This is a genomic window from Vibrio rhodolitus (assembly GCF_003350325.1).
Lineage (GTDB): Bacteria > Pseudomonadota > Gammaproteobacteria > Enterobacterales > Vibrionaceae > Vibrio > Vibrio rhodolitus.
The window spans coordinates 121,799-148,420 of the sequence record NZ_QLYZ01000001.1 but is presented as its reverse complement, the minus strand read 5'-3'; the positions used below and the strand labels follow the sequence as shown (position 1 = coordinate 148,420).

The window sequence follows — 26,622 nt, the reverse complement described above, 5'->3', positions numbered from 1 at the left end:
AGAAAAGCCAGTGGTGTGTTTGCACCGCTGGCTTTTTACCTAGGTAGCTAAGAGGTTATTCGCTTTGCAGCTTGATAAGTTGCGAATCAACTAAATCTTGCAACAAACTATTGCTACCGCTATCAATGCCATTGGGGCTCTCCAATACAATGGTTTGCACCACATTCTCATTGTCATCTCTAATATCAATGTTGATATTGTCACCTCTGACGTTCGCTAATATGTCATCCATCGTGATTTGATCATCAAAGATTTCACTTAGATCAAGAATGTCTTCCGAGGCATCAAAGTCTAACACTTTATCTATCGATGGCTTCCCTTTTACATCACTCACATCTTCAGCGTTCCATTTAAAGGTATCGCTACCTGAGCCGCCAGTCAGAATATCATTTCCTAGCCCACCGATAAGTAGGTCGTCACCAGAACCACCTTCAAGCACGTCATTACCCGCACCAGCAATAAGTTCATCATTGCCTTCGCCGCCCAGCAAAATATCGTCTTTAATGCCGCCAATCAAAATATCGTTGCCGTTACCACCAGAGAGCGTAAGGTCATCAACGTCGAGCAGATTGTAAAGGTAGTCATCATCGCTAGAACCGATAATCGTCCCTTTGTCTTCTGGTGACTCTGTATTAACGGTAATCGTGACAGGGGTAGAAAATGCAGGTAATGCACTGCCATCGACTGATTTCGCAGTCACGGTTAGATCAAATGAGCCAAGCACTGAGTTTTCTGGTAGCTCTAATGATACCTCGGCGTTACTGGTATCCACATTTTCTACAATATATTTGCCGTTACTACTGTCAAGTGTCGCCGCAACACCGCCGACTTTGATGATCGCGCCATCTGGCACACTATCAAAGACCAGAGATAGCGTTTCTTTGCTATCAGTCAATGCCGGAACTAACCCTAAGAGTGGGATACTCACTGTGGCACTATTATCCATCGCCACATAGAAACGGTTCTTATCCACCTGCAAGGTCGGCTCATTACTTATCGGTGCCACATTGACTGTAATTGTCTCTGTAGTTTCACCGCCGTTGCCGTCACTGATGGTATAAGTGATGGTCTCAGTGCCACTAAAGTAGTCTGCCGCGGTATAAGTCAGTTTTCCGTCTACAATAGAGAGCGTTGCACCCTTGTCACTGCTAAAACTCGATACGACAACATCTGCCGGAGTTTCCACATCGCTTACGCCACTTAGCAGGTCAAAGATGTAAGTGCCCTCTTCATTAATATCAACAGCTTCAATTTTAGGTACGCTAGGATCATCGTTGACCGCATTGATGGTGATATCGATTTCCTGAACCGTGGTGTGTGAGGCATCTCCTGTACCGATGTTACCAAGATCGTCGACCGTAACCGTTATTTTACCTGCCCCTGATTGGTTTTCCGTTGGCGTATAAATAACGCCATTAGCCAGCATGGCATTGATATCGGCAAGCGTTCCTGTCAATACAACGTTGCCGGCAACTGTCGCTTGTGCAACATCATCGTTCGGTGACTTAAACTTAATCGCGCCAAGCACTGTGGCAAGGGTCACTTCTATTTCTGAGGAGCCATCTGGCAGAATATCAACATCACCCACTTTGATAGTGGTAATGATAAAGTCTTCTTGATCTTCGTTGATGGTAAACTTTGTTGGAGCACTCACTGTTGGCGTATCATTCACTGCCGTGACATCAATGTTTATGGTCAATTCATCGCTAATGGATGGCTCATCTAGCAATCCATTATTGCCATTATTACCGTTATCATTCACCACAACGGAAATTGAAGCTTCTCCAACATAATTATCGTCAGGCTTAAATTGCAGGCTACTATTTAAGTCCCCTGCTGCACCTTTAAGCAATTGATTAATTTGGGCAATAGTTCCTGTTAATTCAAGCCCGCCATTGCCTTGGGCTAAAACAGCAACAAGGCTGCCGTCAAGTACGCTTTGCGCAAAGCTTAAACTACCATTGGCAGTGGTCAGTGTAACGGTAACCAAAGCATTCGGATTATCACTTTCATCCTTGTCCGATATTGTAATATCAGTGATCGCGACTGCCGTATCTTCCTCGATACTTCTCGTCGCGGTGTCAGCAATAACCACAAAGGGTTTATCATTGATAGGAATAACATCTAAACCCACCGTCTGCTGAACAACTGATTCACCCAATGCACCATTATCATTTGAGCGCACTGTCACCGTCACATCCGCGTCTCCTCCGAGCCAAAAGTCTTCGTTGTAATCCGTGTCGGTCAAATCTAAACGAATCGATTCAACGGCTTGAACTGTTGTAGTCACTACCCATGTGTATTGACCTGTAGCGGTCATTGTTTTGGTCGCAGTATATTGATCATCCTCAAGGTCAGGGATGGCAACTTCCACGCCTTCAGGAACATTGTCCACTTGGATATGTACTGTTTCAGCACTATTTTCAGTGTGTCCATCTGCCGCATTGATTGATAACGAGCCATCCAAAATGCGGGCATCGAGAGTGATGTCTACATAACCTCCCTCAACTCCACCAGCCCTCTCAGGGATTCGCGTATCGACAATATCGCCTTGCGGCGTAACGGTTAAGTTGATACTACCTTGCTGACCAATCGGTGTTTGCGTATCTTTCTCTTGAGTAAAGACGATATAGTTGATTGTTGTAGTGCCACTAAAACCTTCCGCTGGAATGATATTAATTCCATCTAGGGTCGCCGTTTCATCTAGGCTGCCTTTGATCTTAATGCTCCATTCACCATCACCATTGTTACTTACGGCGAAATTTTGAGAGGTAGATTGAACAAGAAAATCTTCCGGTAAACCCGTCAATTTAAACGAGACAAACTCTTCAGAGCCATCTTGATCTTGTAACTCAAAACTTAAGCTAGATAGAGAAAGCACCGTATCTTCTGGCGTAGAGAGATTTAACTCATCTCTCATGTCACCCGGAGCCATTCCTTCGACAACATTGTCGTGATCAATCGTGCTGCCAACTACACCATCGACTTGTGAAGCGATATTCACCACAACTTTGGATTCAAAACTACTAGCTTCTGATGTAACACCAACTGTTGAATCAACCACCTTACCCGTAACACTGAGTTCAACTTGACCAGAATAATGCTCTGGCGGGTGGTAAGTAATGCTCGCCAACACATCATCGATAGTGACGTTATCAGGTAATTGACTCGCTACGATATGAATCACACCATCGACAAATGTCACACCCGATGCGTAGTCACCACTAATATTTCCAAGGTGACCAATTGGCTGGCTCTCGTCATCTAAAGGAGGGGCAATCGTGACTTCTGTAAACGACTCAACACCACGGTTTGCATCCGTGTCTTCGTCCTTAAAGCCAAGCTGGTTGATATCGATTGAAATACCACCAGCCACATCTTCAACGGCATTAACTTGCATTTGAGCATTAACGCCATCGACCTGCGGGGTAACTTGAACCTGTATTCCATTCAAACCAAAATCAGTCACTAACTCATGACCAGATTTTATGTTGGTTGTAACTATACTAACTGGAAGAGAAAAATTCCCCGAAAAGTCTACGTCAGGTCGAAGTGTAATAGCAGATAATGAGTCATCCATTAATAACTTACCATCACTACCAAACTTCAACTCAATAGATAGTTTACCATTAACAAAATTTAGATAACCATCCGCTGCTGTTATAGTTACTGGCAATGAAGAATCTGACAAATCAAGCACGAGAATATATTGATTATCAACTCGTGAGTTAGGTTCTCCGAGAGTAAGACTCGATTGTAAATAATCTAATAGATTATAAGTACCATCCTCATCAAATACTATTGGTGTCTGTGATTCAATTATAGGAGCGCTAGCCTTGTCATCAGTTTCGACATATTTTTTAAATTCCAAGATCAAAGAAGTCGTTTTTAAGACAACCACACTTTTTTCAGACTCATCGTTCTCGCTATTATCGATATTGCCTCCGTCCTCGCCAAAATCGACCACCTTAGCAGTGATATTTACATTAAGTGGGTCATCCAAACCGTTCGGCGCTTTAATCGAAAATTTGGCTTGATCAACTACAGTCCAAGTACCATCACCATTGTTAATCGCCCCTGTAACCAATATTTTACCAAGGATATCGATTTCCGCGTCTGATAGGTTTTCTCCAAATCCAAAATCCACGACAAGTTGCGTGATAATTTCGTCTTGAATTAACTCGCCTTGGGAATCTATGTCTAGATCGCTAAAGCTCAATGAAAAATCTGAAGCCCCATAAGTATCGGATAGCGAGTCAGAATTTATATAGAAGGTCGCCGTATCATCAACTTTCTGTATTTCTCTATCAAAAACTATTTTGTTCTCATAATCCCTAGTTTGCAATTTACCATCGACTTCCACAACCGGCTTAATAACAACACTCAATTGACCATCAAATTCCTTTGACACTTTAACGCTAGGGTCATCCACATCGATTTCATTGACCGTAGCCTTACTATTTAAAGAAAAGTCTGCACTTGAGTCTTCCGGAACTTTCGCACTTAATATAAAGTCATCGGAGCTTAGTGCTTGACCATTTTCTTTTGAAATCGCGATTGATTGAGTGCCATCGAATATATAAGTTTCACCCGCCGAATACGTTACCCCATTAATAATGATAGGATTGACAACTTTGAGCTCTAGCGAAACACTACTGTCAGCGCCACCAAGAAGTTTAAACTCTGTAATATATTCGCTATCAAAGCTATCCGTTTGATCTGCTAGAGTATCTGGATACCAATTTATTATAGAAATCTCATCTTCAAATCTAGTTAAATCATCTTCTAGTACGTTCGTTCTGACATCAAACCTGGAGTTCTCTTTATCTTCAGAACCCCCTGAACCATCACCGCCAGATCCGCCGCCAGAACCTCCCCCGCCGGTCCCTCCTCCAGGATTTCCACCATTGTCTTCATCAGTATCGTCATCTTCTTCAAATCCCGTGATTTTCGGTGTGACTTCAATAGTGATATCCGTCTCCGTGATCTTTTCATTGCCATCACTTTCGGTAACTACGACCTTTGCCACAAGGTGGATATCTTTGGTACTGTTCTCAGCAGGAACAATCTGAATACCACTTAGATCGAATTCATGTCGTCTATCTGGGCTTGTCTCATATTCGAGTTCAATTTCATATTGGGCTTGACCATTTTTGATACCAACATAAGTCAATTTCAACTCATTACCTTGAGTATCTACGATGGAGTAATCCCCTTTATTTTCAGCAGCGCTATATATTACTAAAGTGATTATCTCTGACTTATCAGTGAGATCAATCTCACCCCCAATGATTGAAAAATCTAATGGAACCCCATTTGAATTCTCCTCAACTGACGTTTTAATCTGCGTGATCAAAGTTGTATCTGTTGCGTCACCTTTAATGATTTCCCACCCAGAACTATCACTTTTTTCAAATTTTGGATTATCAGCCACACCTTTGATATCGACGGCAATACTTTTTCCATCAACTACCTTCATATCGTATACGGGTGCAGACTCGTCGCCATTAATGTCGGTATATTTAGCTTCATCAATGACAATAGCTGTTACGTCAAAGTCAAAATCAACGTTGCTGTCTTGGGCTGGAATAATGCCCGTTTGAGCATTTTCAATGAGTGTGTAATCAATCACCAGAACAGTATCGTCTGGCAAATCTATTTGACCATTGGTTGGGTTAAACAACTCTAAAGGCGTTGCTACATAGCTGCCATCATCATTCATTAGATGCGCCAAGCCATCAACAATAATGACGCTATGTCCAAGGTTATTGATATTAGTAACAATTGTCCCGTCAGGTAAACCTTTTAAGCAGATAAATCGAGACTCTGAATTATCACTATCTCCTAACTCATTTACTTTAATATGTTTTTGTAACTTAAACTCGGTATCTTCTTTTACGCGTACACGCTCAACGTTAAGCTCAAATTTTCCCGTCGCAAACTCATCAACAATGGGGGCAACATCAACAATAATTGAACTTGATTGCGATGCAGTATCATCACTGTAGCGTTCATGCGAAGTTGCGGTCACATCTACTTCAACTGAGCCACTGAAGTCCTCAATTGGTTTGAGATAAACTTCTGACAAGTTCTCAAGCTTATTAATGCCAGCAAGGTTTTCTGTCGGATCAAATAGGGTAATTTCACTATTTTTTACAAATAGGTAATTACCGTTAGCATCTTTACTGAACTCTACACCGCTGGCATTGACTAAGATGTGTCCATCTGGCACTGACAGCGTATAAACGATAGTTTCTGGCGTGTCGTCTGTGGTGTCATTGTCGGTGTATTTTGCTTGGTCTTGAGTTTCGTGAGCAAAGTTAAGTTGGATTAATGTATCCTCATCTCCAGATTCTTTATCTCGGTAATATGGATCATTATCATTGGTTGGATCATCATCCGTTTTTGGATCCGCGACCTTAGTTGGGTCATCTGCCACACCTTGAACCACAATATTGAGGGCGTCGGTGATATCATGTTTTGTATGATTCTCGCCGTTCATCGTGACCGTTACAACAGCGTCAATTCCTGTATTATCTGTCGAGAACTCGGCATCAGGCTTAAAGTAGATGTTAGTTATTTGAATTGGGTCGCTATCTAGAGTAAGGTCCAGTTTTTCGGCAAGAACATTCGTGTTCGGAGTAATCTCAACATAACTATTGCTTTCACTGTCGAGGTAGTAGAACACCCCTCCCTCAACTGGTCCTATTTTTAGTGATTGTACTGTTTCACCATCTTTATCTGCCAAGTCGACTTTAATAACTACTAAGCTGTGTCCGGCATCTTCTAGCACCGGTAGTAACTCAACCTCCAAATTCGCTTTGGCGTCTTTAATCTTAATCTGGATCGAACTGGTATCTGTATCACCATCTTTGTCAGTGGCTGTAACATTGAAGTCTACATTGTAAAGACCCGTATCATGGGTGATAAAGTCTTCGGCAGTAAACTTGACCCGCACCTGCTCATTCCACTTAATCAGCTCTAAGATGCCGATAGCAACTGCGGGATCACTACTGGTATCCCAAACGATCTGAGACGATATTACACCTTTATTCGCCGTTGCCGCTATGTCGTCACTATCAATTGTTAACGAATCCACTAAGCTCGTGTTTGTCTCACCAAATGCCCACTTATCACTAGCGTCAGGCACTTCGATTTTTAATTCTGCTAACCCATCCCCGTTGGTGAAGTTAACGATATCTCTTTTGGCTGAGTCTCCCTCAAATTTATTAAAGTTGAAGTCTTTTAGTACCGGTACGGTATCTTTAATTTCAATGTCGAGGTACTGAACTTCACTCACATCACCATCATAATCGGTAGCAGTGATTGGCAACTTGATGGTTAGCCAATCTTTTCCTAGATCGCCTGACCCCGCCACTGGGTGATCGATAGGTTGTTGCAAATCAACATCAATTTTACCGAACTCGCTACTGGCAGGATCTGAATCTATCGTAATGGCAATAATCGTTTTTTCATCGCCATTATCAGAAATGTAACCTTCATAACCCGAATCGGTCTCTCGCCACTCAATTTCGTGACCAGCCGACTTCAACGGCATAGGCAGTTCCGCCCCATTACTCATCGCTTGGATTGGATCATTACTGTCCTCATGAACAACCTGTATTGATTCAATCTCGTCAGTTCTATCTCCAAATTGGATCTCTATAGAACCGGATTCTGATTTATTTTTATCACTATCAAGCCCAACTTCATTTACCGTGACCGAACCAATACTAATTTGAGGGGCAATACCATCTTTAAGTACTACGTTGATCGGCTTTTCGACGTGGTCATTGTCAGAATCAGTTACAGCGACATTAAGAACAATTGTGGTTTGATTGTCATTACCATCACTATCTGAGTTATTGTCAATTGGCTTATATTGCTTAACGGTTAATTCCCCGTCATTTTCAACCGTGATATTTAGAGCTTCTTCACCTAACTCTCCTGTAGCAGGGTCTTTTAAATAGAGAGAGAAACTAGAGTCTTGAACGACGGCGACTAGCTCTTGTCCACCGCTAGTGAGTCCTTGTGGCAAAACAATGTTATCCATAGCAAGGGCAACATTTGTAACCACATCGCTACCATCAGCGATAACAATTGAGCCAGTTTGTACCAATGGATTACTCGCTGACATAGCAACGGTTTCTGTTATAGGTCCGAAGCTGATACCCTCAATATTTGGGGTCGCACCATCTATTAAGATGACTGAACTCGTCGCTGATGTCTTGTCACCATCGACATCCTCTGCAATCAAAGAAAGCTCTAGAACATCACGATCGCTATTGGTATTGTCGATTGGCAAATATTGAGTCACGGTATACTTGCCGCTGTTATCTGCATTAAGTTCAATCTTTAATACATCAACCTTTTCGTTGTTCTCGTTGTAAGTGAAGACATGTATCGTACTATCACTAAGCTCAAGCTCGACAGATTGACCGTTGCTTTCAATAGAACGTAACGCGTTTTCTAGTTCTGTAGAAACCTCCCACTTAACGGAACGGATCGCATCTGACTCTTGCGAAAACTCAACACTTGTCGATTTGCTTATTGCATTGCCTGCCGTACCATCTAAATTAACGGTTTCAATCAACTCTACTCTTGAGTTTTCATTGCCGACGCTAATATTGTTTCCATCAGCAATCGTCACATTGATATTAGTTGGTGTTACATCACCATCGTTGTCGATAGCTGCAATGGGGAAAACGAGCTGAACTGTGTCGGTATTATTGTTGTTATCAAATGACTGATACTGCGTGATAGTATATTCGCCATTGCGATGACCTTGAGCATCCTCGACAAATTCTGCCTTCAATACATAAGAAGAACTATCAGTCGGATCAGAACCCAAGTAAACGATATAACTCTTGCCGTCATCAGTAACAAATGAGTTTGTAGCAACACCTGCAACCGTAATACTGTTCAATGCTGATGAATTTTGTGTATCTTCTACAAAATAGACACTCTTAATTTTGTCGCTGCCCTGCACTAAGCCGACACTAAGCGGTTTACCATTAACGTCTTGGTTAATTATCTGAGTATCTTTTATTTCTTTAAATGCCACATCTAATTGACCATTAAAGCCAATATCATCACCATCTTTAATCTTTAGGGTAACATCCGTGGAGGCAACATCACCGTCGCCATCTTTGGTAAAAATTTCCAGTTGTGCAGTAAGGATATCTTCCGCTAATCCGGTGTGATCTACGTCGGAATTCGGCTTAAAGGAAATGTCACCATCTTTGTTAACGTAAAGCGTGCCTATTTCATCCCCTGCCTGATTCGTTAAAACAAAATCATATAGGTGATCGGCGTCTTTACCATCATCACTTGGCATTCGATACTCGGTGCCATCATAGATAAAGTGCGTAACTTCCGAGCCATCTTGACTCACATCAGTGAAGACATTTTGCACTGGCGTTGTATCGGCAGATTGCCCAACAATTGGCTCAACAACGGTGTCAAATAGCACTTTATCTTTCAAAGTCGAGACATCATCCACTACTTGAATCGTTAGCGTGGTAGCTTGATCGCCATCCAGAGATGTATCTGAATCAGACTTATCACCATCGGTATCAACTGCAAAAATCGGGAAATCAAGAGCAAACGAGTTGTTGTCAGAAGTGTCGGGCGTTTGCGGCTCTAGATGATCAAGCGGTTGAAGCAGCTCAAAGGTATAGTTACCGTCAGGCTTAAGAACAATTGTAAAAATCGTCTCACCGTCACTGTCTAGGGCTGTATACGAACGAGTAAAGCTGCCTGCCTCACTGGTATCAGACAAAGTCACTGGTTTGCCATCACTTGTAAGCAAGCTTTTGTAGATTGCATTAAACTGAGCGGTATCGATTTCAAAGTGCTGTACCTTATCGACGCTCTCCGCCCCTAGTTTACCCCCTACTATGGGCTTATCATTTTGATCCAACTTGCTTTCGTAAACTTCTTTACTGGCAGGCTTCCCAATAGATGGTACGTCACCATCAAGTACTGAATAGTTAATTACATTAGTGACAACGTCGCCGTCATAATCAATTGAGGTAACAGGAAAAGCGAATTCCAATGAGTCAGCTGAATTGCTCTGCTCCAAAAGCAAGTTTTGGGTTATCGAGTAGGTGCCATCTTCGTCTAGCGTTACTTCGAGGATAATTTGGCCTGGACTGCCTTTGATCGATAAGGTTAGTGTTTTGCCATCATCAGATAAACGAGCTTCAGTCTCTTGGTTATTTGACAGCAGCCCATCAAGTTGCTCCAGCGCACTGCTGTCAAAGCGAACCGTTTCTAGGGCATCTGAGCCAATTTCAAACGCGCGTCCTTCCACTTGATAGGGGTTTTGTGCACTTAAATTGTTTGATTCTGTGTATTGCTCTTTCACTTCGAGCGCAGCTTGATTGATTCCATCAACAATAGAAACCGTCACCTCAACTGGTGATCTTAATGGCTTGCCGTTGCTATCCTCACCTTGGATGGATAGGTCGATTTGCAACAAGTTGTCGCTAAAACGAACTAGTCCTTGGCTTCCTGTTTCAACATCGTGATCAATCGGCTTCTCAAGCGTAGTCGTCAACGTCAGAATAACGTCTTTACCCGATGAAATAGCGTCAATATCGATGGTGAGTACTGTTTCTCCATCTTGCAGACCAATGATAGTATTTGTGCTGCTGTCATAACTAAATACAACGGGTTTTCCTGAAGAAGTAACTTCAGCATTAAGTTCATTAAGAACTGCATTTAGGCTGGAAGCGATAGGTGCAAATGAACCGGGCTGCAAACTTAATGTTGCCGCAACAACTCGCGCTTCTGTGACCGTTTGTTGTGGGTAGGTTCCATCGGTTTGATTGCCTTCGGAAACCGTCGTATTAATAACCTGTCCACCTAGAGCATCATAGACACGCGAACCACTAAAAAACTCGAACTCTTGCTCTTCATTACTTTGTCCTTGAGTGACAAAGCGAGTTGCAGCAATGGTTTCCGCAAGATTAAGCACTACCGTGGCAGTGGTTCCAATCGCTGACCCTTGAGGCCCGGCACCCGCAGCCGTTGCTTCTAAAATCTGGGTAGGATCGACGCCATCTAGAATTGCGGCTTGAATCGCATCAATATCCAGTATGTCGTCGCTTGGGTCGTTGCTAAATTCCAATTCAGCACTCAATTGCGCAACCGCTAAATTTGGAGAACCATCAAATGGCACATCTATACAACCGACACAGTTTTCGTTAACTGCAATGATTTGATCGTTTAACGACACCGCCATTTCTGCGCCTGCCGGTATAAACAACAGATCGTTAGCTTGCAACGGCAAACCAGCTTCTGCTTTTATCGGTTTCTCACCGTTTCGTGCGACGACGGCTTCTCCAGTTACGCTTGTGATCGTTCCCGGTTCAGAAATGGTTTTATCGTTCATGTTTGAGAGTCCCTAGCCAAACTTTTGTTATGTAATTGTTTCTTATATTTACATTTCGAATGATAGGCTGGATTTATAAATACTTATATTGGTCATGGTCAATTTTGTGACTTTCGTAACGTCAATATATCAACACTAGTCAAACTGTGGTTATTCAGGCTTACAGATCAAGTGCACATCCAGCTATTTACAAATACATCAATTAAATTGAGTGGAATAATCTCATACACTTATAAACATTCATGTATCAATAAGGAGACATGGCGTCTAAGACTACTGATTGATTTGAGGGAAATACATTTAGAAATAGAGCGGCAACGTTATTTATTTGACGCTCATAAAATGGAATAAACGAGTAGATAAACAGCAAAAAACACGTCTTGCTACCGCTCAGACAATACGACTTTGCCAGCTAAAGAAATGAGTAAAATACCGGAAAAACCTTCCATTATCCTCATATAACGTTTGGATTTTTTCCGACCAAATAGCCAACTACCAATAATTGCATAAGCAAGATTACATAGTGTTGCTAAGCAACTAAACAAAACACCAAGCGCTAGTAACTGGTATGACACTGACGAAACCGATGGGTCAATAAATTGTGGCAAGAATGATAGATAGAACAGCGCAACTTTAGGGTTAAGTGCGCTTACGATGATCCCTTGCAATAATATATTTTTGCTCTCTTGTTTTAGTTCAAGGTTGGGTTGCTCACCAGCTCGTGACATAGAGACAAGTGCTTGCACCCCTAAATACAGCAAGTAAGCAGCACCAACCCATTTAACCACGCTAAAAGCGACTGACGAGCTTAGCACAATTGCTGACAAGCCAAGTACCGCTGCCAATGTATGCAGCAAATAGCCGACGCCCAAACCTATCGCTGCTTTAATACCCGCCGTCATTTTTCCTTTCATTGTATTTGAGACAATATAAACCACATCAGGTCCTGGGATTATATTTATTGCAAGGCAAGCAACCACAAATAGCATTAAAGTTTGGGGATCCATTTCCTTTTCTCTCCTTTGATTGCAGTAAATAAGCAATATCAATTCTAATTATTGAGGCGAGGAATTGCTGTAAACAAATAGATAAAACCTGAGCATCCTCCCACAGGCTTGTAACTATCACTGTAATCTCAGGAGATATGGATCTATTTTATTATGCCCCCGCCCAAAAACACTCAATTCGAACTCCACTTGGGTCATAACACATCATATGTTTTGCCGGACTCTCCCCAACATGTTCTGGGGCAAATTCTATTTCGACACCCGACTGGAGAAGTTGTTGATAAAGTGACAATAGTTCAGCTTCTGTCTTAACCACCAAGGCAATATGATGTAATCCGACATTACTCTTTCTATCAAAGCCAATCGGCGTTGGGACTTGAGTCGCCCATAGCGTTAACATAATATTTCCATCACTCACGAATATCGCTGGATAATCGGGCTTACGCTTGATTTCACGCCAGCCTAATTGCTGCACAAAAAAATTGGCGCTCTCCTCAAGCTTTGAAACCGTTAAACCAATATGGTGTATGCCACTTGTCATTACCGTCATGTCTTCCCTTATCCTTGTGTTTAATCACTGCATTTGATAATCCGTGTTTAATATTCAAACATTAAGCAAACACCTAATAAGCAACAACACACATAAATTGAACAAGTTGTTCGAATTATTTGTGGTTTAGAAGCGATATGAAATTTTTTACTACAGCAACGCTACAACGAAAATTGACACTATAATACCACCAGCAAAACTTGGCATATGAAAGCTTTGTCGACGACTTCTGTAATACTCTTTTTGCAGATCTTCTTGATAGGTTTTAATGGCTAACTGTTTAATATAGATATTTTGCATATTCACTCTCCTTGTGTTTGAAAGAGAGCTTAGAACCTCAAGTTACATTGAGGTCAAGATAAAACATCAAAAAAAAGAGAACTACCCCACACTCACCAAGGTAGTTCTCAAGCACAATCCTACTGCCAAAGACAATGGATCACAGGGAGCTAGTCATTAACGCGCTCACGTAAAACGTATTTCTGTACTTTACCTGTTGAAGTTTTTGGCAGCGCAGTAAAGATAAATTTCTTCGGCACTTTAAAATGCGCCATTTGACTACGACAAAATTCGACAAGTTCGGCTTGAGTTAACTCGATATCGTTTTTGGTTTTGACAAAGGCACAAGGCACTTCACCCCACTTTTCATCAGACATCGCAATAACCGCGACCTCTTCGATGTCTTGATGGCGATAAAGTACATCTTCAATCTCAATACTAGAAATATTTTCACCGCCTGAGATGATGATATCTTTTGAGCGGTCTTTGATTTCAATGTAATTGTCTTCATGCCAAACCGCTAAGTCGCCAGTATGGAACCAGCCTTCAGCTAACGCTTCATCTGAGGTGGTCGGGTTTTTCAGATAACCTTTCATCACAATGTTGCCACGTAAGAAGATCTCGCCCATCTCTTTGCCATTTTTCGCCACCGGTTGCATCGTGATTGGGTTTGCCACCATCAATTCGCCTTGCATTGGTGCGCGCACCCCTTGGCGCGCTTTCATTCGCGCACGCTCGGTATTATTCAAATCATCCCAATCACGTTGCCAATCGCACACTACGCATGGTCCAAAGGTTTCGGTTAAGCCATAAACATGGGTCACTTCAATACCTAGCGCTTCCATTCCTTCAATCACCGATGCCGGAGGCGCAGCACCTGCGGTCATTGCCTTGATCTGATGGTTGATATCCGATTTCAAATCCACATCAGCGTTATTCATCATATTAAGCACGATAGGTGCGGCGCAGAAATGCGTCACTTTGTTCTGTTTAATTGAATCAAAAATGGCATCAGCACGCACATGACGCAAGCTCACGCTTACGCCCGCAGCAGCTGCAATCGACCAAGGAAAACACCAACCGTTGCAGTGAAACATCGGCAATGTCCAAAGGTAGACAGGGTGAGATCCCATGTCCCATGACATAATATTGCTCACCGCATTAAGATGCGCGCCACGGTGATGATACACCACCCCTTTTGGGTTGCCTGTTGTACCTGATGTGTAATTCAGTGAGATAGCTTGCCACTCATCACTAGGCGGCCAATATTGATATTCAGGATCACCATCAAGAATAAACTCTTCATACGTCAGTTCGCTGATGAGCTCTCCCTCTGAATAAAGTGGATCATCAATTGAGATCACAATCGGTCTATGGGCGATCATCTTTAACGCCTTCTTAACCACTTCAGTAAACTCTTTATCAACGATAACGACTTTGCTCTCGGCATGCTGAAAGATAAAGGCAATCGCATCAGCATCTAAACGGGTATTGATTGCGTTTAGTACCGCACCAGACATTGGCACACCAAAGTGCATCTCAAACACTTCAGGTAAGTTTGGCGCAATCACTGACACCGTGTCGCCTTCACCGATGCCTTGCTTTTGTAGTGCAGAGGCTAACTTACGACAACGCGTTTCTGTCTCACGCCAAGTCTTATGGATATCACCATGCACAGTTGCGGTGTAGTTAGGATAAACACTTGCCGCCCTTTCAAGAAAGCTCAGGGGGCTCAAACTCTCATAGTTAGCCGGCGTTTTTTCTAAACCAATGTGATAGATATTATGTTTACTCATAGCCATTTCTCCTTAACGCCCAGCCAAAAGCCGGGCGAACACATTCCTTGCTTGATCAATCTTCGAGAACTTCAATGGGCTCTTCAGCTTCCATCGGTTCGGCATTTTTACGGCGGTATTCAATAAGGAAATACAGAGCAACACCCGCCAACAGACCGTAACCTGCACCATAAACAGCCAGCACGACCCCCATAGTGCCTGCAACGCCCATTTGAGTTGCATTGCGCACTTGCTCCACACCCACTGAAATACAGAGGTAACCCGTGATGAGCAGTGTGATAGAAAGAGCAATCGGCAATACAGGTTTAAACAAGGTGATCAAAGGTAGTGCAAACAAAGCGATAAAGCCCACAATCCAGAACACACCCGCACCACTGTAAATGCTATCCATTGCGCTGCGACCATGGCGGTAACGCTCGGCAATCGTCGCCATCGCACCGGTGAATAAAGGACCAGCAAGTCCTGGATATGGGGCAAAGAATGAGTGAATTAGGTTACGCAGTGCGGTGACTAAGTGAACTCGGTCAACGTTAACCTCAATCTCTTCGTCTGGGCGCAGATGGTCAACACGGTCAAGCAGGCTTTTGCCCACAATGATGTCACCAAAGGCAATCACGTAAGCGATCAACGCCGTCGGAATCGCCATCCAAAGCATCTCCATGCTCGGTAGACCGACGGTAAATGGTAGGTAGTTGATCATCTCACCAAACGCAGGCGCAGAAACACCAAATTGAATATCAGGCAATGGGTACTCGCTTACTGCCCAGCCAACAGCCATAGCGACCAGTGTGCCCGGCACCATGCCGTAACCCGCGATCACTTTTGCCCACTTATGGCTATTGACGTAATCGCGAAAGTTGAGCGAGAAAAGCACGTAAGCCGTTACTAAAAATCCAATAATCAGTGACACCGGAGTATTAGCTAGACGCCCGCCTTCACTGATTTCGCCGGTCAATGCGGCGATACCTGCACCGATCAAGATACCGGCCTTGATTGAGTCAGGGAAAAGGTCGACCAACTTACTGCCTAAACGGGTGATGCCAAGAATGAAAAAGATAGCAGTAACGATCAGTTGGAGCCCCACCAGTGCACGAATCGCTTCAGGTCCTGGCTCAAAATTGCCTAAAAACAGCAGTACCACTGGAATCGCTGGCGTGATCCAGCCGGGAACCATAGGCACACCCAAGAGGTTTGGTAACATAAAGCCAATACCACACACCACGACATAAGCCAGTGCGACGTCATAAGGCAGACCAAGGTATTTCTCAAGTAGTGGAATCATTGCCATCCCGACCACAAACATGATCATTCCTTGGATGGTTTCCGCCATTTCCCAGCGGTAATGAATAAATGGCAAGCGAATCTTAAAAGGTCCAGCAGGCCAGTATGGCTGCTCCTTTCCATGAGAGCGTTTAATGACTGACATAGGTACTCCTATTTTTAGTTGGTATTACTTGTAGGTATCAGTTAGTAAGTTTTGTTCTTGCAACTCACTTACAGCAACCGCAATGCCAGTGTTAACAAAAGGTATCCGTTAAATTTTGTTAGTTCTAAAAATAGCAAGCACCCTCGTTTTAAAATCATCACAACCTCATGTAATAATTAAATTAAAACAAGAAATCTCGTTAAATTAAAACGTGGTACGACCAGAGTTAAATGTTAACCAAACGTGAATTTTCACTTGCACAGATTGGCTAAAACATCGCCTTTGAGCGCCTTGCGCTCATTGCCTTGAGCGGTTTGCGCTCGGAGCGCTCACTTTATTTACTGTGTGCTGGTGGGTAGGTGTACCAATCACCTAACATTCGGGTCGCCGGAGCAAAGCCCGTGGTATGTTTGGTTTTACCAATCGCTTGGTATTGCATGATCTTGTGGGTCTTTGGGTCAATGTAGGATTGGAATCCTTGCGGATCTTCTGGTAGTGACACCCTTAAACCGGGTAAGGCTTGTCTCAGTCCTAACAAACTTTGCGGTTCAGCCTGTCTCCATGCCGCATCAAGAACTTTCATCACGGTATAGGCGTCTTGCGCTATAAATGTGGGAAAGCGTTTAGTTCGCTCAAAAAACGCCGCAACATAGCTGTGATTGCGCGCAGTTTGCGGCCAATTGAGATGTGATCGCCCAGAGAGTACAACGCCTTCAGGTAGTGTATCTCCCAACCGAGAGAGCACAAAATAGCCACCACCGGTATCAAAATTTACAAAGTGAGTTTGCTCAAGTAGTCCCGCGCGTGCGGCTTGCTCTAAAAAGCTAACCAAATCACGCGTCCAATGCCCACTTATCAGTACATCTGGCGGATCAGCCAACAAGGCTTCGATATATAGGCGATAGTCGGTTTCACCAAGCAAGCTATAAAATTCATCCTTAATTTGATAGTCGACCCCATGCTGAGCAAGACTCGCCATCATGGTTTGCCAGATCTGATGACCATACTCATAGTCAGGTCCGATATAGGAAATGGTTCGCCAATCCAACTCTGGTTTAACATCGCGCAGATAGCGCGCACCGGCATCACTTGACTGCGAGGCATCATTGTTCAAATGAAAATACCACGGGTGTCGCTCATCTTGCGTCAGCCTTGCTGAGCTATGGCCCGCGCCGAGAAACAAGATCTGATGTTGCTTAGCAAGCAAAGAGACCTCTAAGGCGATATTGGAATTGACCACCCCACACAATACATCGACGCCTTGGTCTACAAAATTAGTGGCAATTTCACGCGAGCGAAACTGCTTACCCATGGTATCGGCTACATACACGCGCATTTTCGGCGCGCCGGGTAAAGCATGAATTTCTTCTAGCGCCATCTCCAACGCCACTACTGCATCGTTCCCCCACAAAGCAGACGGACCGGTGAGTGGATACATGCACCCGACTTCAAAATCCGCCTGCGCCTTGCTCACACCAAGGATTACTTGGCTTTGGGTTGCAAAACTTGCTAACAGACATAGCAGTAAAGCCAGCTGTCGCGTCACTGAGCTTGTCATATCTCTATACCCAGTTTTTGTAACCGCCGCTTAAGCGCGTGGCGTGAGATATTAAGCAACTTCGCCGCGTTCCCTTTATGACCGCCGCTCTCCTCTAGTGCATTGAGAATTACACGTTTCTCTTCATCAGCAAGTCGAGCAGATATTGCCTCTAAAGGTTCTTCTTTAGGGTCCTCACAGATAAAAGAGTTAGCCGTGATATTGTGCTGCTGGGAAAATTGCTGTGACGATGAGCTTTGGGGTGATCTTGGCGAGCCAAACTCATGCGGTAATTTATCTGGCTCAATCTCGCCAGCGCTATACAACACCGACAAACGCTCGACCAAATTTTTAAGCTCACGAATATTTCCGGGCCAAGTGTAATCGATCAGTCTGTCTAGCGTTGCGGGTTGAAAGCGAATCGCATCACTCTTGCCTGCATACTGCTTGGCAAAGTGATTTAATAACAGAGAGATATCTTGCTGCCTCTCTGCAAGGGATGGCAAGGTGAGCGGCATAACATTAAGCCGGTAATATAGGTCAGCACGAAAGCGCCCTTCTTCGACGGCACACGCTAGGTCGCGATTGGTCGCCGCAATCACTCTTACATTGGCTTGTCTCTCTTTGGTTGAACCTACTGGGCGATAGCGCTGACTTTCAAGAAATGAAAGTAACTTTGCTTGTAGTGCCAAAGTTAACTCTCCCACCTCATCAAGAAACAGCGTGCCGCCATCAGCGCTATCAATTAGCCCTGCTCGCGACTTATTCGCCCCAGTAAACGCGCCTCTCTCTACCCCAAATAGCTCTGATTCGAGCAGACTTTCCGGCAAAGCGGCGCAGTTCACTTCAACAAATGCCTGCTTGGCAAGATCACTTTGGCGATGGATTTCATGCGCCGCAGCCGTTTTACCCGTTCCTGACGCGCCAAGCAACAACACTGTTTTCGCTTGGCTTTTCGCCACCAAAGCCAACTCACTGACTAACTTATCCATAATCGCGGTTTGCCCAATCAGACCTTGAGATTCTGCCTTTGAATCGATAAGAAATGGGCGCAACTGCATTTTTAGCTCAGTAATATCAAATGGCTTAGTGATAAAGTCTTTCGCCCCGTTCTTGACGGCTTCAACCGCCGTTTTTATATCGCCATGCGCCGACATCATAAACACAGCGCTATCTGGCAGCATGGTATTGAGTCTTTGCAGCGGTTTAAGATCTTCGCAATCGGGTAGTCTCAAATCGAGCAAAATCGCACTTGGGCGCATTGCATTGGCTTTGCTCAACCCTTCTGCTGCATTGTGAGCAATCTCGACATGAAACTTGGGATCACGTAAGGCAATTTGCAACGAACGGGTTAGCGCCAACTCGTCGTCGATAATCAAAAGCGTTGGCTTTTTATCAGCAAGAAAATGATCAACTGTTTGATTCACAAAGAGACTCCCTATCAAACCTTAACACTGCCTGAGTGCCCATCCCGGGCTGGCTGTAGAATTCCAACCTAGCTTGGTTCATCTCAGCCAGACGCTGTGAGACTGAAAGACCTAAACCAGTACCGGTTGTTTTTGTTGTATAAAATGGTTGGCTAATGGTAGAAATTTGCTGCTCGGTCATGCCACACCCTTGGTCACTGACTACCAACGATACGCTGTTACTCGTTACCTCAATAGCCAACTGAATCTCACTGCCTGATTGAGAAGCTTCTAGCCCGTTAATCAACAAATTCATCACTATTTGTTGCAGTTGGTTCTCATCGGCTTCAATACATAATTGGTTTTGCAAGCAAGTGTCATCTAACTTAACGCTTACCCCGCGCTCTTTTGCCATCGGTGCAATCAGCGACGCAAGCCGCGTTACCAAGTTAGCCAATTGGACTTGTTTGGTTTGTGGATCTGGCGGGCGAGCATAATTTAGCAAACTGGAAATCAATTGATTGATACGGTCAATCTCGCCCACCATCAAACTTTGCAGCTCTCTATCTTCGGCTTTATCTTGCGACAGGGTTTGGACACAAACTTTTATCGTCGCCAATGGATTACGGATTTCATGTGCGATACCTGTAGCAAACTCACCCCAGACCGCTTTGCGCTCAGCTTCACCCCGCGCAAGCATTAAGGAGTCTAAGTGAGAGGTCATCCGGTTAAACGCACTCGCAAGAAGAGAGATTTCATCATTTCCTGACACAGGGATCTTAGCCGCCCAGTTGCCCGTTGAGACAGCATTGGCGACATCAATCAAAGGAACCACCCGGCGGCGAACTCGTTTAACGAGGAAATAAAAGAAAGTGGTGACTAAAGAGAGAACTAACACCGCCATAAGTAACACCAATAAACGCTCATGCTCTCTAGCGAGTAGCGGCTCACTGCGAGTGGAGTTAATTAAACGCCAATCCGCAGTAATACTCTCTGTTGCACCGACAATACTTGGCTTCGCAACTTCTCTACCAAGCGCGTCAAAGCAAGGCTGATTAGCACTCGCCAGAGGACAAAGCATGGTTTCGTCATAACCGTTTGCCGAAAGATAATAGGTCAAACTGGCGAGGCGCAATTGAAACGCCAGATAGCCGACTAACTGCGGGTTGCTGCCGGAGGCATAAACAGGTTGTGCCATTAAATACCAAGCTGATTTTCCCGGAGTCGCCAATTGCGGTCCGATTAAATACGCAGAACCAAACACCTGCTTGCTCAATGGTGAAATATCAAACTCACCTTTTCCCCAGTAAGGGTATCCACTCGCGCTTTGCCCTGGCAGCGCATTCACCAATTGCCAGTTTGCATCAAAGAACAGCGCTCCGTAGATTTCAGGTCGGTCAATATCAAAATGAATTAAACTCAATGTGGTTGAGGAATGACGGCTACTTTGTTGTGATTCGAATAGCTTTGTAATTTCGGGGAGTTCAGAAAGCGCTTCTAGCGCATGCAAATGCTGTCTGCTGTAGTGATAAATGCTGTTTTTGATTTGCAAAAGATTTTGCTGAGATCGCTCGGTTGCCATCTCAGTCACCAGCCCAGCGGTTAAGCGATCATACACCACTATCGTCACCAACAATGGCAAGCTGGCAACCAAGAGTGATAGCAGGAAAAAGCGTCGAACGAGGCTATTTTTCCAAAATCGGATCGATTGTCTTCTGGTGTAAGCCATAATGCCGCCTAGCAAGCCTAAATTAGGGACCTCTCCTGCTTAATTGTTGTTTGATAAATGTTCTATGCAGGTTCATGGCTAACGTTAGCATATTGCAAACAGACCGTTAACACGACTTATGTCGAACATATCACTGTGTCGCTAGTTGGTTGATAATGGCTAAATGACTGTCTAAAAAGAGACAAAGCGGTGTATCCTCAAGCTATTATTGTCCAATTCATCAAGGAAGCAATATGGCTAATCCTGAATACCAAGAAACGCTCGATACCCTCGATAAACTGAGTGTTTGCCTCTATCGCACTGGCATCAGTGTGTTTTCTCTGGCGCTAATTGGACTAGCAACAACATTAAGTGGCTTAGTACCAATTGATTGGTTGCCAATAACCTTGTTAGTGACTTGCGTTGCAACGGCAATGTCGGCGGCTAATCTGCATGTTTACAACAAATTGGTTCGCACTATCATCGTTTGGGCAGCTTGGATTGGGATTCTATTAATGCTAAGTGACGGGCAACAAAGCCATATTTGGCTCTCGCTGGGCTTTTTGTTTATTACCTTTTCCGGCATTGCACTCAAAGAGTCGTTTTGTTTTAAAGTGATGGGATTGAAACTAGTGCCACTTTTGCTTGCGAGTACCGTGCTGTTACTTTGGCTCGATTTAACCTTGTATGCAGCAATATTGATGATGGTTGCCAGCTTAATAATAGGTTATCTGTCGTATCAGAAATGGCGCATGCCACTGCACTTTGATATCGGCATTAAAGCCAATTATGAAGTTTAGAAAATGCATCTTTCTAGAAAGATGAAATAGCAAAAAGCCCACTAAAAAGTGGGCTTTAAAATTCTGAGTGTAATGTACATTACAGCGCGATAAATAGACCCGCTAGTGCTGCACTCATCATGTTAGCCAGCGTTGCCGCCGTTACAGCGCGCACACCCAGTTTCGCTACATCTTGGCGACGTTCTGGCGCCATTGCACCAATTGAACCTAATTGGATTGCAATTGAGCCAATATTAGCAAAACCACACAGAGCGAAAGTAATGATGATTTGGCTGTGTGCTGATAGCGTCTCTTTCACTGCAACGAAATCTAGGAATGCAACGAACTCGTTCAATACAGTCTTTTGACCGATAAGTGCGGCTGCAGCAAATACTTCATCCATTGGGATACCAGCAAATAGCGCTAACGGTGCAAATAGGTAGCCGAAAATGGTTTGCAGAGTTAGGTTTTGCACGCCAACCAATTCGCCAAGCATTTCAAAACCAGCGTTCACCATCGCAATCACACTGACAAACGCAATGAGCATCGTACCTACTGCAACAGCAACACGCACACCATTCATTGCACCTGAAGCAAGCGCATCAATAATGTTACTGTCGGTACTCTTTTCTAGCTCGATTTCATCTTGCGCCGCTGATGCTTCACGCTCTGGCACCATCATTTTAGCCATCAATAGACCACCAGGCGCTGCCATAAAGCTTGCTGCAATTAGGTATTTTAGCTCTACACCAAGTGCCGCATAGCCACCCAGTACCGAACCTGCAACCGATGCCATACCACCAACGATAACCGCAAACAGTTCTGAACGAGTCATCTTCGCAAGGAAAGGACGCACAATGAGCGATGCTTCGCTCATTGATAAGAAGATGTTACTTGTTGCTGCCAATGACTCAACTTTTGATGTGCCAAGTGCACGTGAAATCGCACCACCAATCACTAAGATTAGCTTTTGCATGATGCCAAGGTAGTAAAGAAGAGAAATGATCGCAGAAAGGAAGATAATCAGAGGGAGCACGCGAATCGCGAAAATAAAACTGCCTGATGCTAGTTCACCAAACACAAAGCCAATGCCTTCGTCAGCGAATGCCAAAATACCAGAAACGCCGTTACTGATAGAGCCGAGTAGTGATTGACCAAGAGGGAAATAAAGGACCAGTGCGGCAAAACCTGCCTGAAGTGCGAATGCGCCTAAAACAGTGCGCCAATTGATGTTCTTGCGACTTTCTGAAAGTGCGAATGCGCACGCTAAAATCGCGAAGATGCCAGCCAAGCTGTAGATGATTTGCATTTTGTTACCTTGCTATGTATCTGTGCTAAATATCTGTATTAAGGCGGAACCAAAAATCAGACGCGCACGCGCGCAGGCAACATCGCAAAATGTTGTCTCGCCCGATAGCGGATTTATGGCCCGTAAACGCTCACAGTTACGCTGGGCCCTGTTCCTTGGGGCAAGTTTCCATTTTGCAGCTGATTGAAAGCCGACTAGGTAAACGTTTTCGTCCCCAGTCGAGCGCGGAGTATAGTGACTCCAAATAGATGTGACAATGATCACTTTTGTTAAATTTGCCACTTTCAAGTTCGTTTAGTCAAAAAACAATCAAATCGATAAATTAAGTGTGCAATCTTAATGTTTGATTTTGCATGCTGGCTTAAACAGAACATGAAACCATATACTAACAAGCGATAAATCCTGGATGTTTACCTCTATCAACACGGATTTAACCTCTTAAATGGAGAAACCCGAATGCCCTATTTACCACTTTCTCGCTTAGCCAGATTTAGCCTTCTTACACTGTTCACTTTTTCTGTACATGCAACAGAGCCACTCCCCCTCCCTCCAGAACAGATAGCTCAACCTTACCCAAAAGCGCAACTCACAAAACTAGATTCAGCCAAACAGCTGATTAGTGATTTTGAGCATCACCATTATCAACTGGATAAAGTCGCCAGCAGTCACACCTTGCCTAGCTATTTCGTTGAGAATCTACCAACCGATTTAAATGCTCTTCCTGTCGAGCAGAAAACATCGGGCTTTATTCGCCTGTTGCTGCCAACGATTAAAGCGGTCAATCAGCAAATCCTTACCGTTCGCAGCGAAGTGGAGCGCCTAGCTGGTAAACCTAAATCCGATTGGACAGTGCAAGAGCAAACTTGGCTGGATAAGTTAATGCTCTCTTACGATGTAAAATCCAAAGACATTAACGACCTACTGCTGCAAGTCGACATCATCCCAACTGGCATGGTACTCGCTCAAGGTATTGATGAGAGTGGTTGGGGCACCAGTCATTTCGCGGTTCAAGGTAACAGTTTGTATGGTGAACACCTTCCTGCTCATGGCGGGAAATTCCTCACCACACCAGGCGGTCATGTCAAAGTTGCTGCGTTTGACAACCTCTATGCTGGCACAGCAAGTTATATGCACAACCTTAATACCACTCGCGCTTACCAAGAGTTATGGAAGATGCGCAAACAACTGCGTGCACAAGATGACCTTAATGGTTACCAATTAGTGGCGGCACTTTCTCACTACTCCACACGTGGCGAAGCCTATGTGGATAATTTGCGTGCATTAATCCGCCATCATAAGCTAGATAACTTTGATAACGTGACACTAGAACCAAACCCAAGTTACCTTATTCGGTTTAATCACTAAGTCCACGCATAAGAGCCAAGCTTAAATTAATCGGCAATATCAACCATACTTGATCGCAACACTGGTCAATACGTAGATAACAGCATGATTAAAAAGCTTGGTTACTTAGGGCTCATCCCCTTTTTGGTGCTTCCCCTGTTGTTGCTCACACCTAACATTGTGACGCCGTCACTTACCGTTAAGGCATTTACCGCCTACAGCGTGTGTATTGCTGCTTTTATGGCAGGGACGTTATGGGGACGAGAAGTCGACAAACCCTGCGCAAAACCGTATATGTTGATGGTCTCCAACGGCATAGTCCTGTGCGCTATTGCTTTTGCGTTGATTGCTAACGTGAAAATAGTTGGTGCCATCTTAGGTTTAATGCTAACCCATTTGATGAACTTTATTAGTGAGCGCAAACGACGTAACCAACGCTACTATAATTTACGTAAAGTGCTGACCATTATCGTTATAGGTTGTCACGCTTTGATGATCCTTTTGCTTTCTTGGAGTGTAAGCGTTGAATAATATCGCTGTGTTTTACGATGCCAGTTGCCCACTGTGTGTAAGAGAGATGAGCTCTCTAAAATCACACCTCGCAGACCAAGTCACTTTTGTGAACGTGCTCGATAACAACCTGATGACAAACTATCCAGAGATTTCCATTGCCGAAAGTAAGCGTGTTTTGCATGTTATTGATGAGACAGGTTCATTGCGCTTGGGGGTCGACGCCAATGTTTACCTTTGGGAGCTTACTGGAACTAAACGCTACTTAACTCTACTCAGGCTGCCAGTTATCCGCAGCATAGCGAATGTAGGCTACTGGGTTTTCGCACGTAACCGTTATCGCTTATCGCGCCTCCTCACGGGAAAATCTAAGTGTGAACAATGTGATATCTAGAGTTTTTGCTTAGTAAGGTCACCAAACGAAAACAAAATACTCATCACTAATGAAAATCCGTTGGTATACTTTCTAAACTAAACATTCATCATGGAAGAGTTATGAGAAAAGTTTTCCATTTATTGGCACTATCGTTGTGTTTAAGTCTATCGGTGTTTGCTGTACACGCTTCAGAACGTGCGCAAATTGGTTGGGAAAAGATCCAACAAGGGGCAATGGTCGTCGACGTGAGAACACCGCAAGAATTCGCCGCAGGACACCTTGATAACGCCGTCAATTTTCCGCTAGCTGACTTGGACAAGCACTTCGCTAATATGGATAAGAACCAACCGATCGTGGTGTACTGTCGTAGCGGTAATCGCTCAGGCATTGCTTACGACTATCTCGTTGAGCAAGGCTTCACTCAAGTACATAACGGTGGCGGTTTAGTTGAAATGCAGTCGGCAAAATAAATATCGCTCAATCAAAGTTATCTGATCAACTACCTAGAAAAATCGCCCTCAAAGGGCGATTTTTTGTTAGGCAAAAGTCTGCAAGCAAGTCCAAGGTATTACTAGTCTCTTTCCTTACCGTACACTCGTACTCCAGCTTTAGATCCTTCTGAATTACCGTAAACATCAATGCTCTTAACACAACGACGCTTTCCGAAGTAGCGCCAATCGCTGAATTCATCTTTATCAAACCCACGATAGAAGTTAAATGTTTTGCTTTCACCATTTTGAAACTTCACCACCGCTTTACGCAGGTCAAGGTCCTTTTCTGCTTTGATTTTTATCGCGTTGGTATTTCGACAAACCAGCAGCGGGATCTTCGCAGCATGCTTACCATGCTCAAGCAATAGCGTACGACCCAGAGTAAATTTGTCGTCCGCGTGCGCATTTGCGCTAAGCATTAGTGCGCCCAACAGAGCGCTAAGGATTAGAGATTTCTTCGCCATTTCACATAAACAATTAGTATTAAATCGGCGCGCATTCTATGGATAACTGACCAAATGTGTTAGCTCTTTTTTTATCAAATCGACAAAATTAGCAAGCCGCTGACACTGCGCTTTCACAAAGTCATTGTTTGATGTGAAATTACTCAACACGCTTACCTAGCCTTTACGCCCGCCTGTTCAATGAGTTAACCAATAAGCTATGTGATTTGCGTTAGACGAGCGCTGTACTCGCCTATCAAAAA

At 44.0% G+C, this 26,622-nt stretch carries 16 protein-coding genes; 5 read left to right on the top strand and 11 right to left on the bottom strand.

Annotation, left to right across the window (positions count from 1 at the left end; translation table 11 throughout):
* Nucleotides 1-55: 55 nt before the first annotated feature.
* The 9 genes from DPF93_RS00645 to DPF93_RS00610 all read right to left on the bottom strand — a co-directional run bounded on the left by DPF93_RS00645 (nucleotide 56) and on the right by DPF93_RS00610 (nucleotide 21,128).
* Nucleotides 56-11,398, bottom strand: coding sequence for a retention module-containing protein (locus DPF93_RS00645; RefSeq protein WP_114764286.1), 11,343 nt, complete (start codon nucleotides 11,396-11,398; stop codon nucleotides 56-58).
* Nucleotides 11,399-11,781: 383 nt separating this feature from the next.
* On the bottom strand, nucleotides 11,782-12,405 hold the full coding sequence (locus DPF93_RS00640; protein WP_114764285.1) for a LysE family translocator: 624 nt from the start codon (nucleotides 12,403-12,405) through the stop codon (nucleotides 11,782-11,784).
* A gap of 151 nt (nucleotides 12,406-12,556) precedes the next feature.
* Nucleotides 12,557-12,955, bottom strand: a complete 399-nt coding sequence (locus tag DPF93_RS00635; RefSeq protein ID WP_114764284.1) for a VOC family protein — start codon at nucleotides 12,953-12,955, stop codon at nucleotides 12,557-12,559.
* A 150-nt stretch (nucleotides 12,956-13,105) separates the two neighbouring features.
* Nucleotides 13,106-13,255, bottom strand: a complete 150-nt coding sequence (locus tag DPF93_RS21220) for a hypothetical protein (RefSeq protein ID WP_164675277.1) — start codon at nucleotides 13,253-13,255, stop codon at nucleotides 13,106-13,108.
* 149 nt (nucleotides 13,256-13,404) lie between these two features.
* Nucleotides 13,405-15,030 (bottom strand): acyl-CoA synthetase, encoded by a 1,626-nt coding sequence (locus tag DPF93_RS00630; RefSeq protein WP_114764283.1) that lies wholly within the window; start codon nucleotides 15,028-15,030, stop codon nucleotides 13,405-13,407.
* 55 nt (nucleotides 15,031-15,085) lie between these two features.
* Nucleotides 15,086-16,456, bottom strand: a complete 1,371-nt coding sequence (locus tag DPF93_RS00625; RefSeq protein WP_114764282.1) for a solute carrier family 23 protein — start codon at nucleotides 16,454-16,456, stop codon at nucleotides 15,086-15,088.
* 334 nt (nucleotides 16,457-16,790) lie between these two features.
* On the bottom strand, nucleotides 16,791-18,014 hold the full coding sequence (locus DPF93_RS00620) for an ABC transporter substrate-binding protein (protein ID WP_114764281.1): 1,224 nt from the start codon (nucleotides 18,012-18,014) through the stop codon (nucleotides 16,791-16,793).
* The gene (locus DPF93_RS00615) at nucleotides 18,011-19,420 is read right to left on the bottom strand and encodes a sigma-54-dependent transcriptional regulator (protein ID WP_114764280.1); all 1,410 of its coding nucleotides are present in this window, start codon (nucleotides 19,418-19,420) and stop codon (nucleotides 18,011-18,013) included. Before DPF93_RS00615 ends, DPF93_RS00620 begins: the two co-directional genes overlap by 4 nt.
* Nucleotides 19,404-21,128, bottom strand: coding sequence for a sensor histidine kinase (locus DPF93_RS00610; RefSeq protein ID WP_114764279.1), 1,725 nt, complete (start codon nucleotides 21,126-21,128; stop codon nucleotides 19,404-19,406). Before DPF93_RS00610 ends, DPF93_RS00615 begins: the two co-directional genes overlap by 17 nt.
* Before the next feature lie 233 nt (nucleotides 21,129-21,361).
* Here DPF93_RS00610 and DPF93_RS00605 point away from each other — a divergent pair, with 233 nt between their 5' ends.
* Nucleotides 21,362-21,907 (top strand): DUF2301 domain-containing membrane protein, encoded by a 546-nt coding sequence (locus DPF93_RS00605; RefSeq protein WP_114764278.1) that lies wholly within the window; start codon nucleotides 21,362-21,364, stop codon nucleotides 21,905-21,907.
* Nucleotides 21,908-21,986: 79 nt separating this feature from the next.
* Here the strand turns inward: DPF93_RS00605 and DPF93_RS00600 are convergent, their stop codons facing one another.
* Entirely contained in the window at nucleotides 21,987-23,195 is a 1,209-nt protein-coding gene (locus DPF93_RS00600; RefSeq protein ID WP_114764277.1) for a NupC/NupG family nucleoside CNT transporter, read from the bottom strand.
* A 456-nt stretch (nucleotides 23,196-23,651) separates the two neighbouring features.
* On the opposite strand from DPF93_RS00600, the gene DPF93_RS00595 reads away from it, so the two are divergent.
* The 4 genes from DPF93_RS00595 to DPF93_RS00580 all read left to right on the top strand — a co-directional run bounded on the left by DPF93_RS00595 (nucleotide 23,652) and on the right by DPF93_RS00580 (nucleotide 25,895).
* Nucleotides 23,652-24,560 carry a glucosaminidase domain-containing protein gene (locus DPF93_RS00595; RefSeq protein WP_114764276.1) on the top strand — a complete coding sequence of 303 codons (909 nt, stop codon included), beginning with the start codon at nucleotides 23,652-23,654 and terminating at the stop codon, nucleotides 24,558-24,560.
* An 84-nt stretch (nucleotides 24,561-24,644) separates the two neighbouring features.
* Nucleotides 24,645-25,070, top strand: a complete 426-nt coding sequence (locus tag DPF93_RS00590; RefSeq protein ID WP_114764275.1) for a DUF3429 domain-containing protein — start codon at nucleotides 24,645-24,647, stop codon at nucleotides 25,068-25,070.
* Nucleotides 25,063-25,443: a thiol-disulfide oxidoreductase DCC family protein gene (locus DPF93_RS00585; RefSeq protein WP_244204648.1), complete on the top strand. Its 381-nt coding sequence runs from the start codon at nucleotides 25,063-25,065 to the stop codon at nucleotides 25,441-25,443. Before DPF93_RS00590 ends, DPF93_RS00585 begins: the two co-directional genes overlap by 8 nt.
* Before the next feature lie 101 nt (nucleotides 25,444-25,544).
* Entirely contained in the window at nucleotides 25,545-25,895 is a 351-nt protein-coding gene (locus DPF93_RS00580; RefSeq protein ID WP_114764274.1) for a rhodanese-like domain-containing protein, read from the top strand.
* 101 nt (nucleotides 25,896-25,996) lie between these two features.
* Here the strand turns inward: DPF93_RS00580 and DPF93_RS00575 are convergent, their stop codons facing one another.
* Nucleotides 25,997-26,380 carry a DUF2541 family protein gene (locus DPF93_RS00575; protein ID WP_114764273.1) on the bottom strand — a complete coding sequence of 128 codons (384 nt, stop codon included), beginning with the start codon at nucleotides 26,378-26,380 and terminating at the stop codon, nucleotides 25,997-25,999.
* Nucleotides 26,381-26,622: the final 242 nt, after the last annotated feature.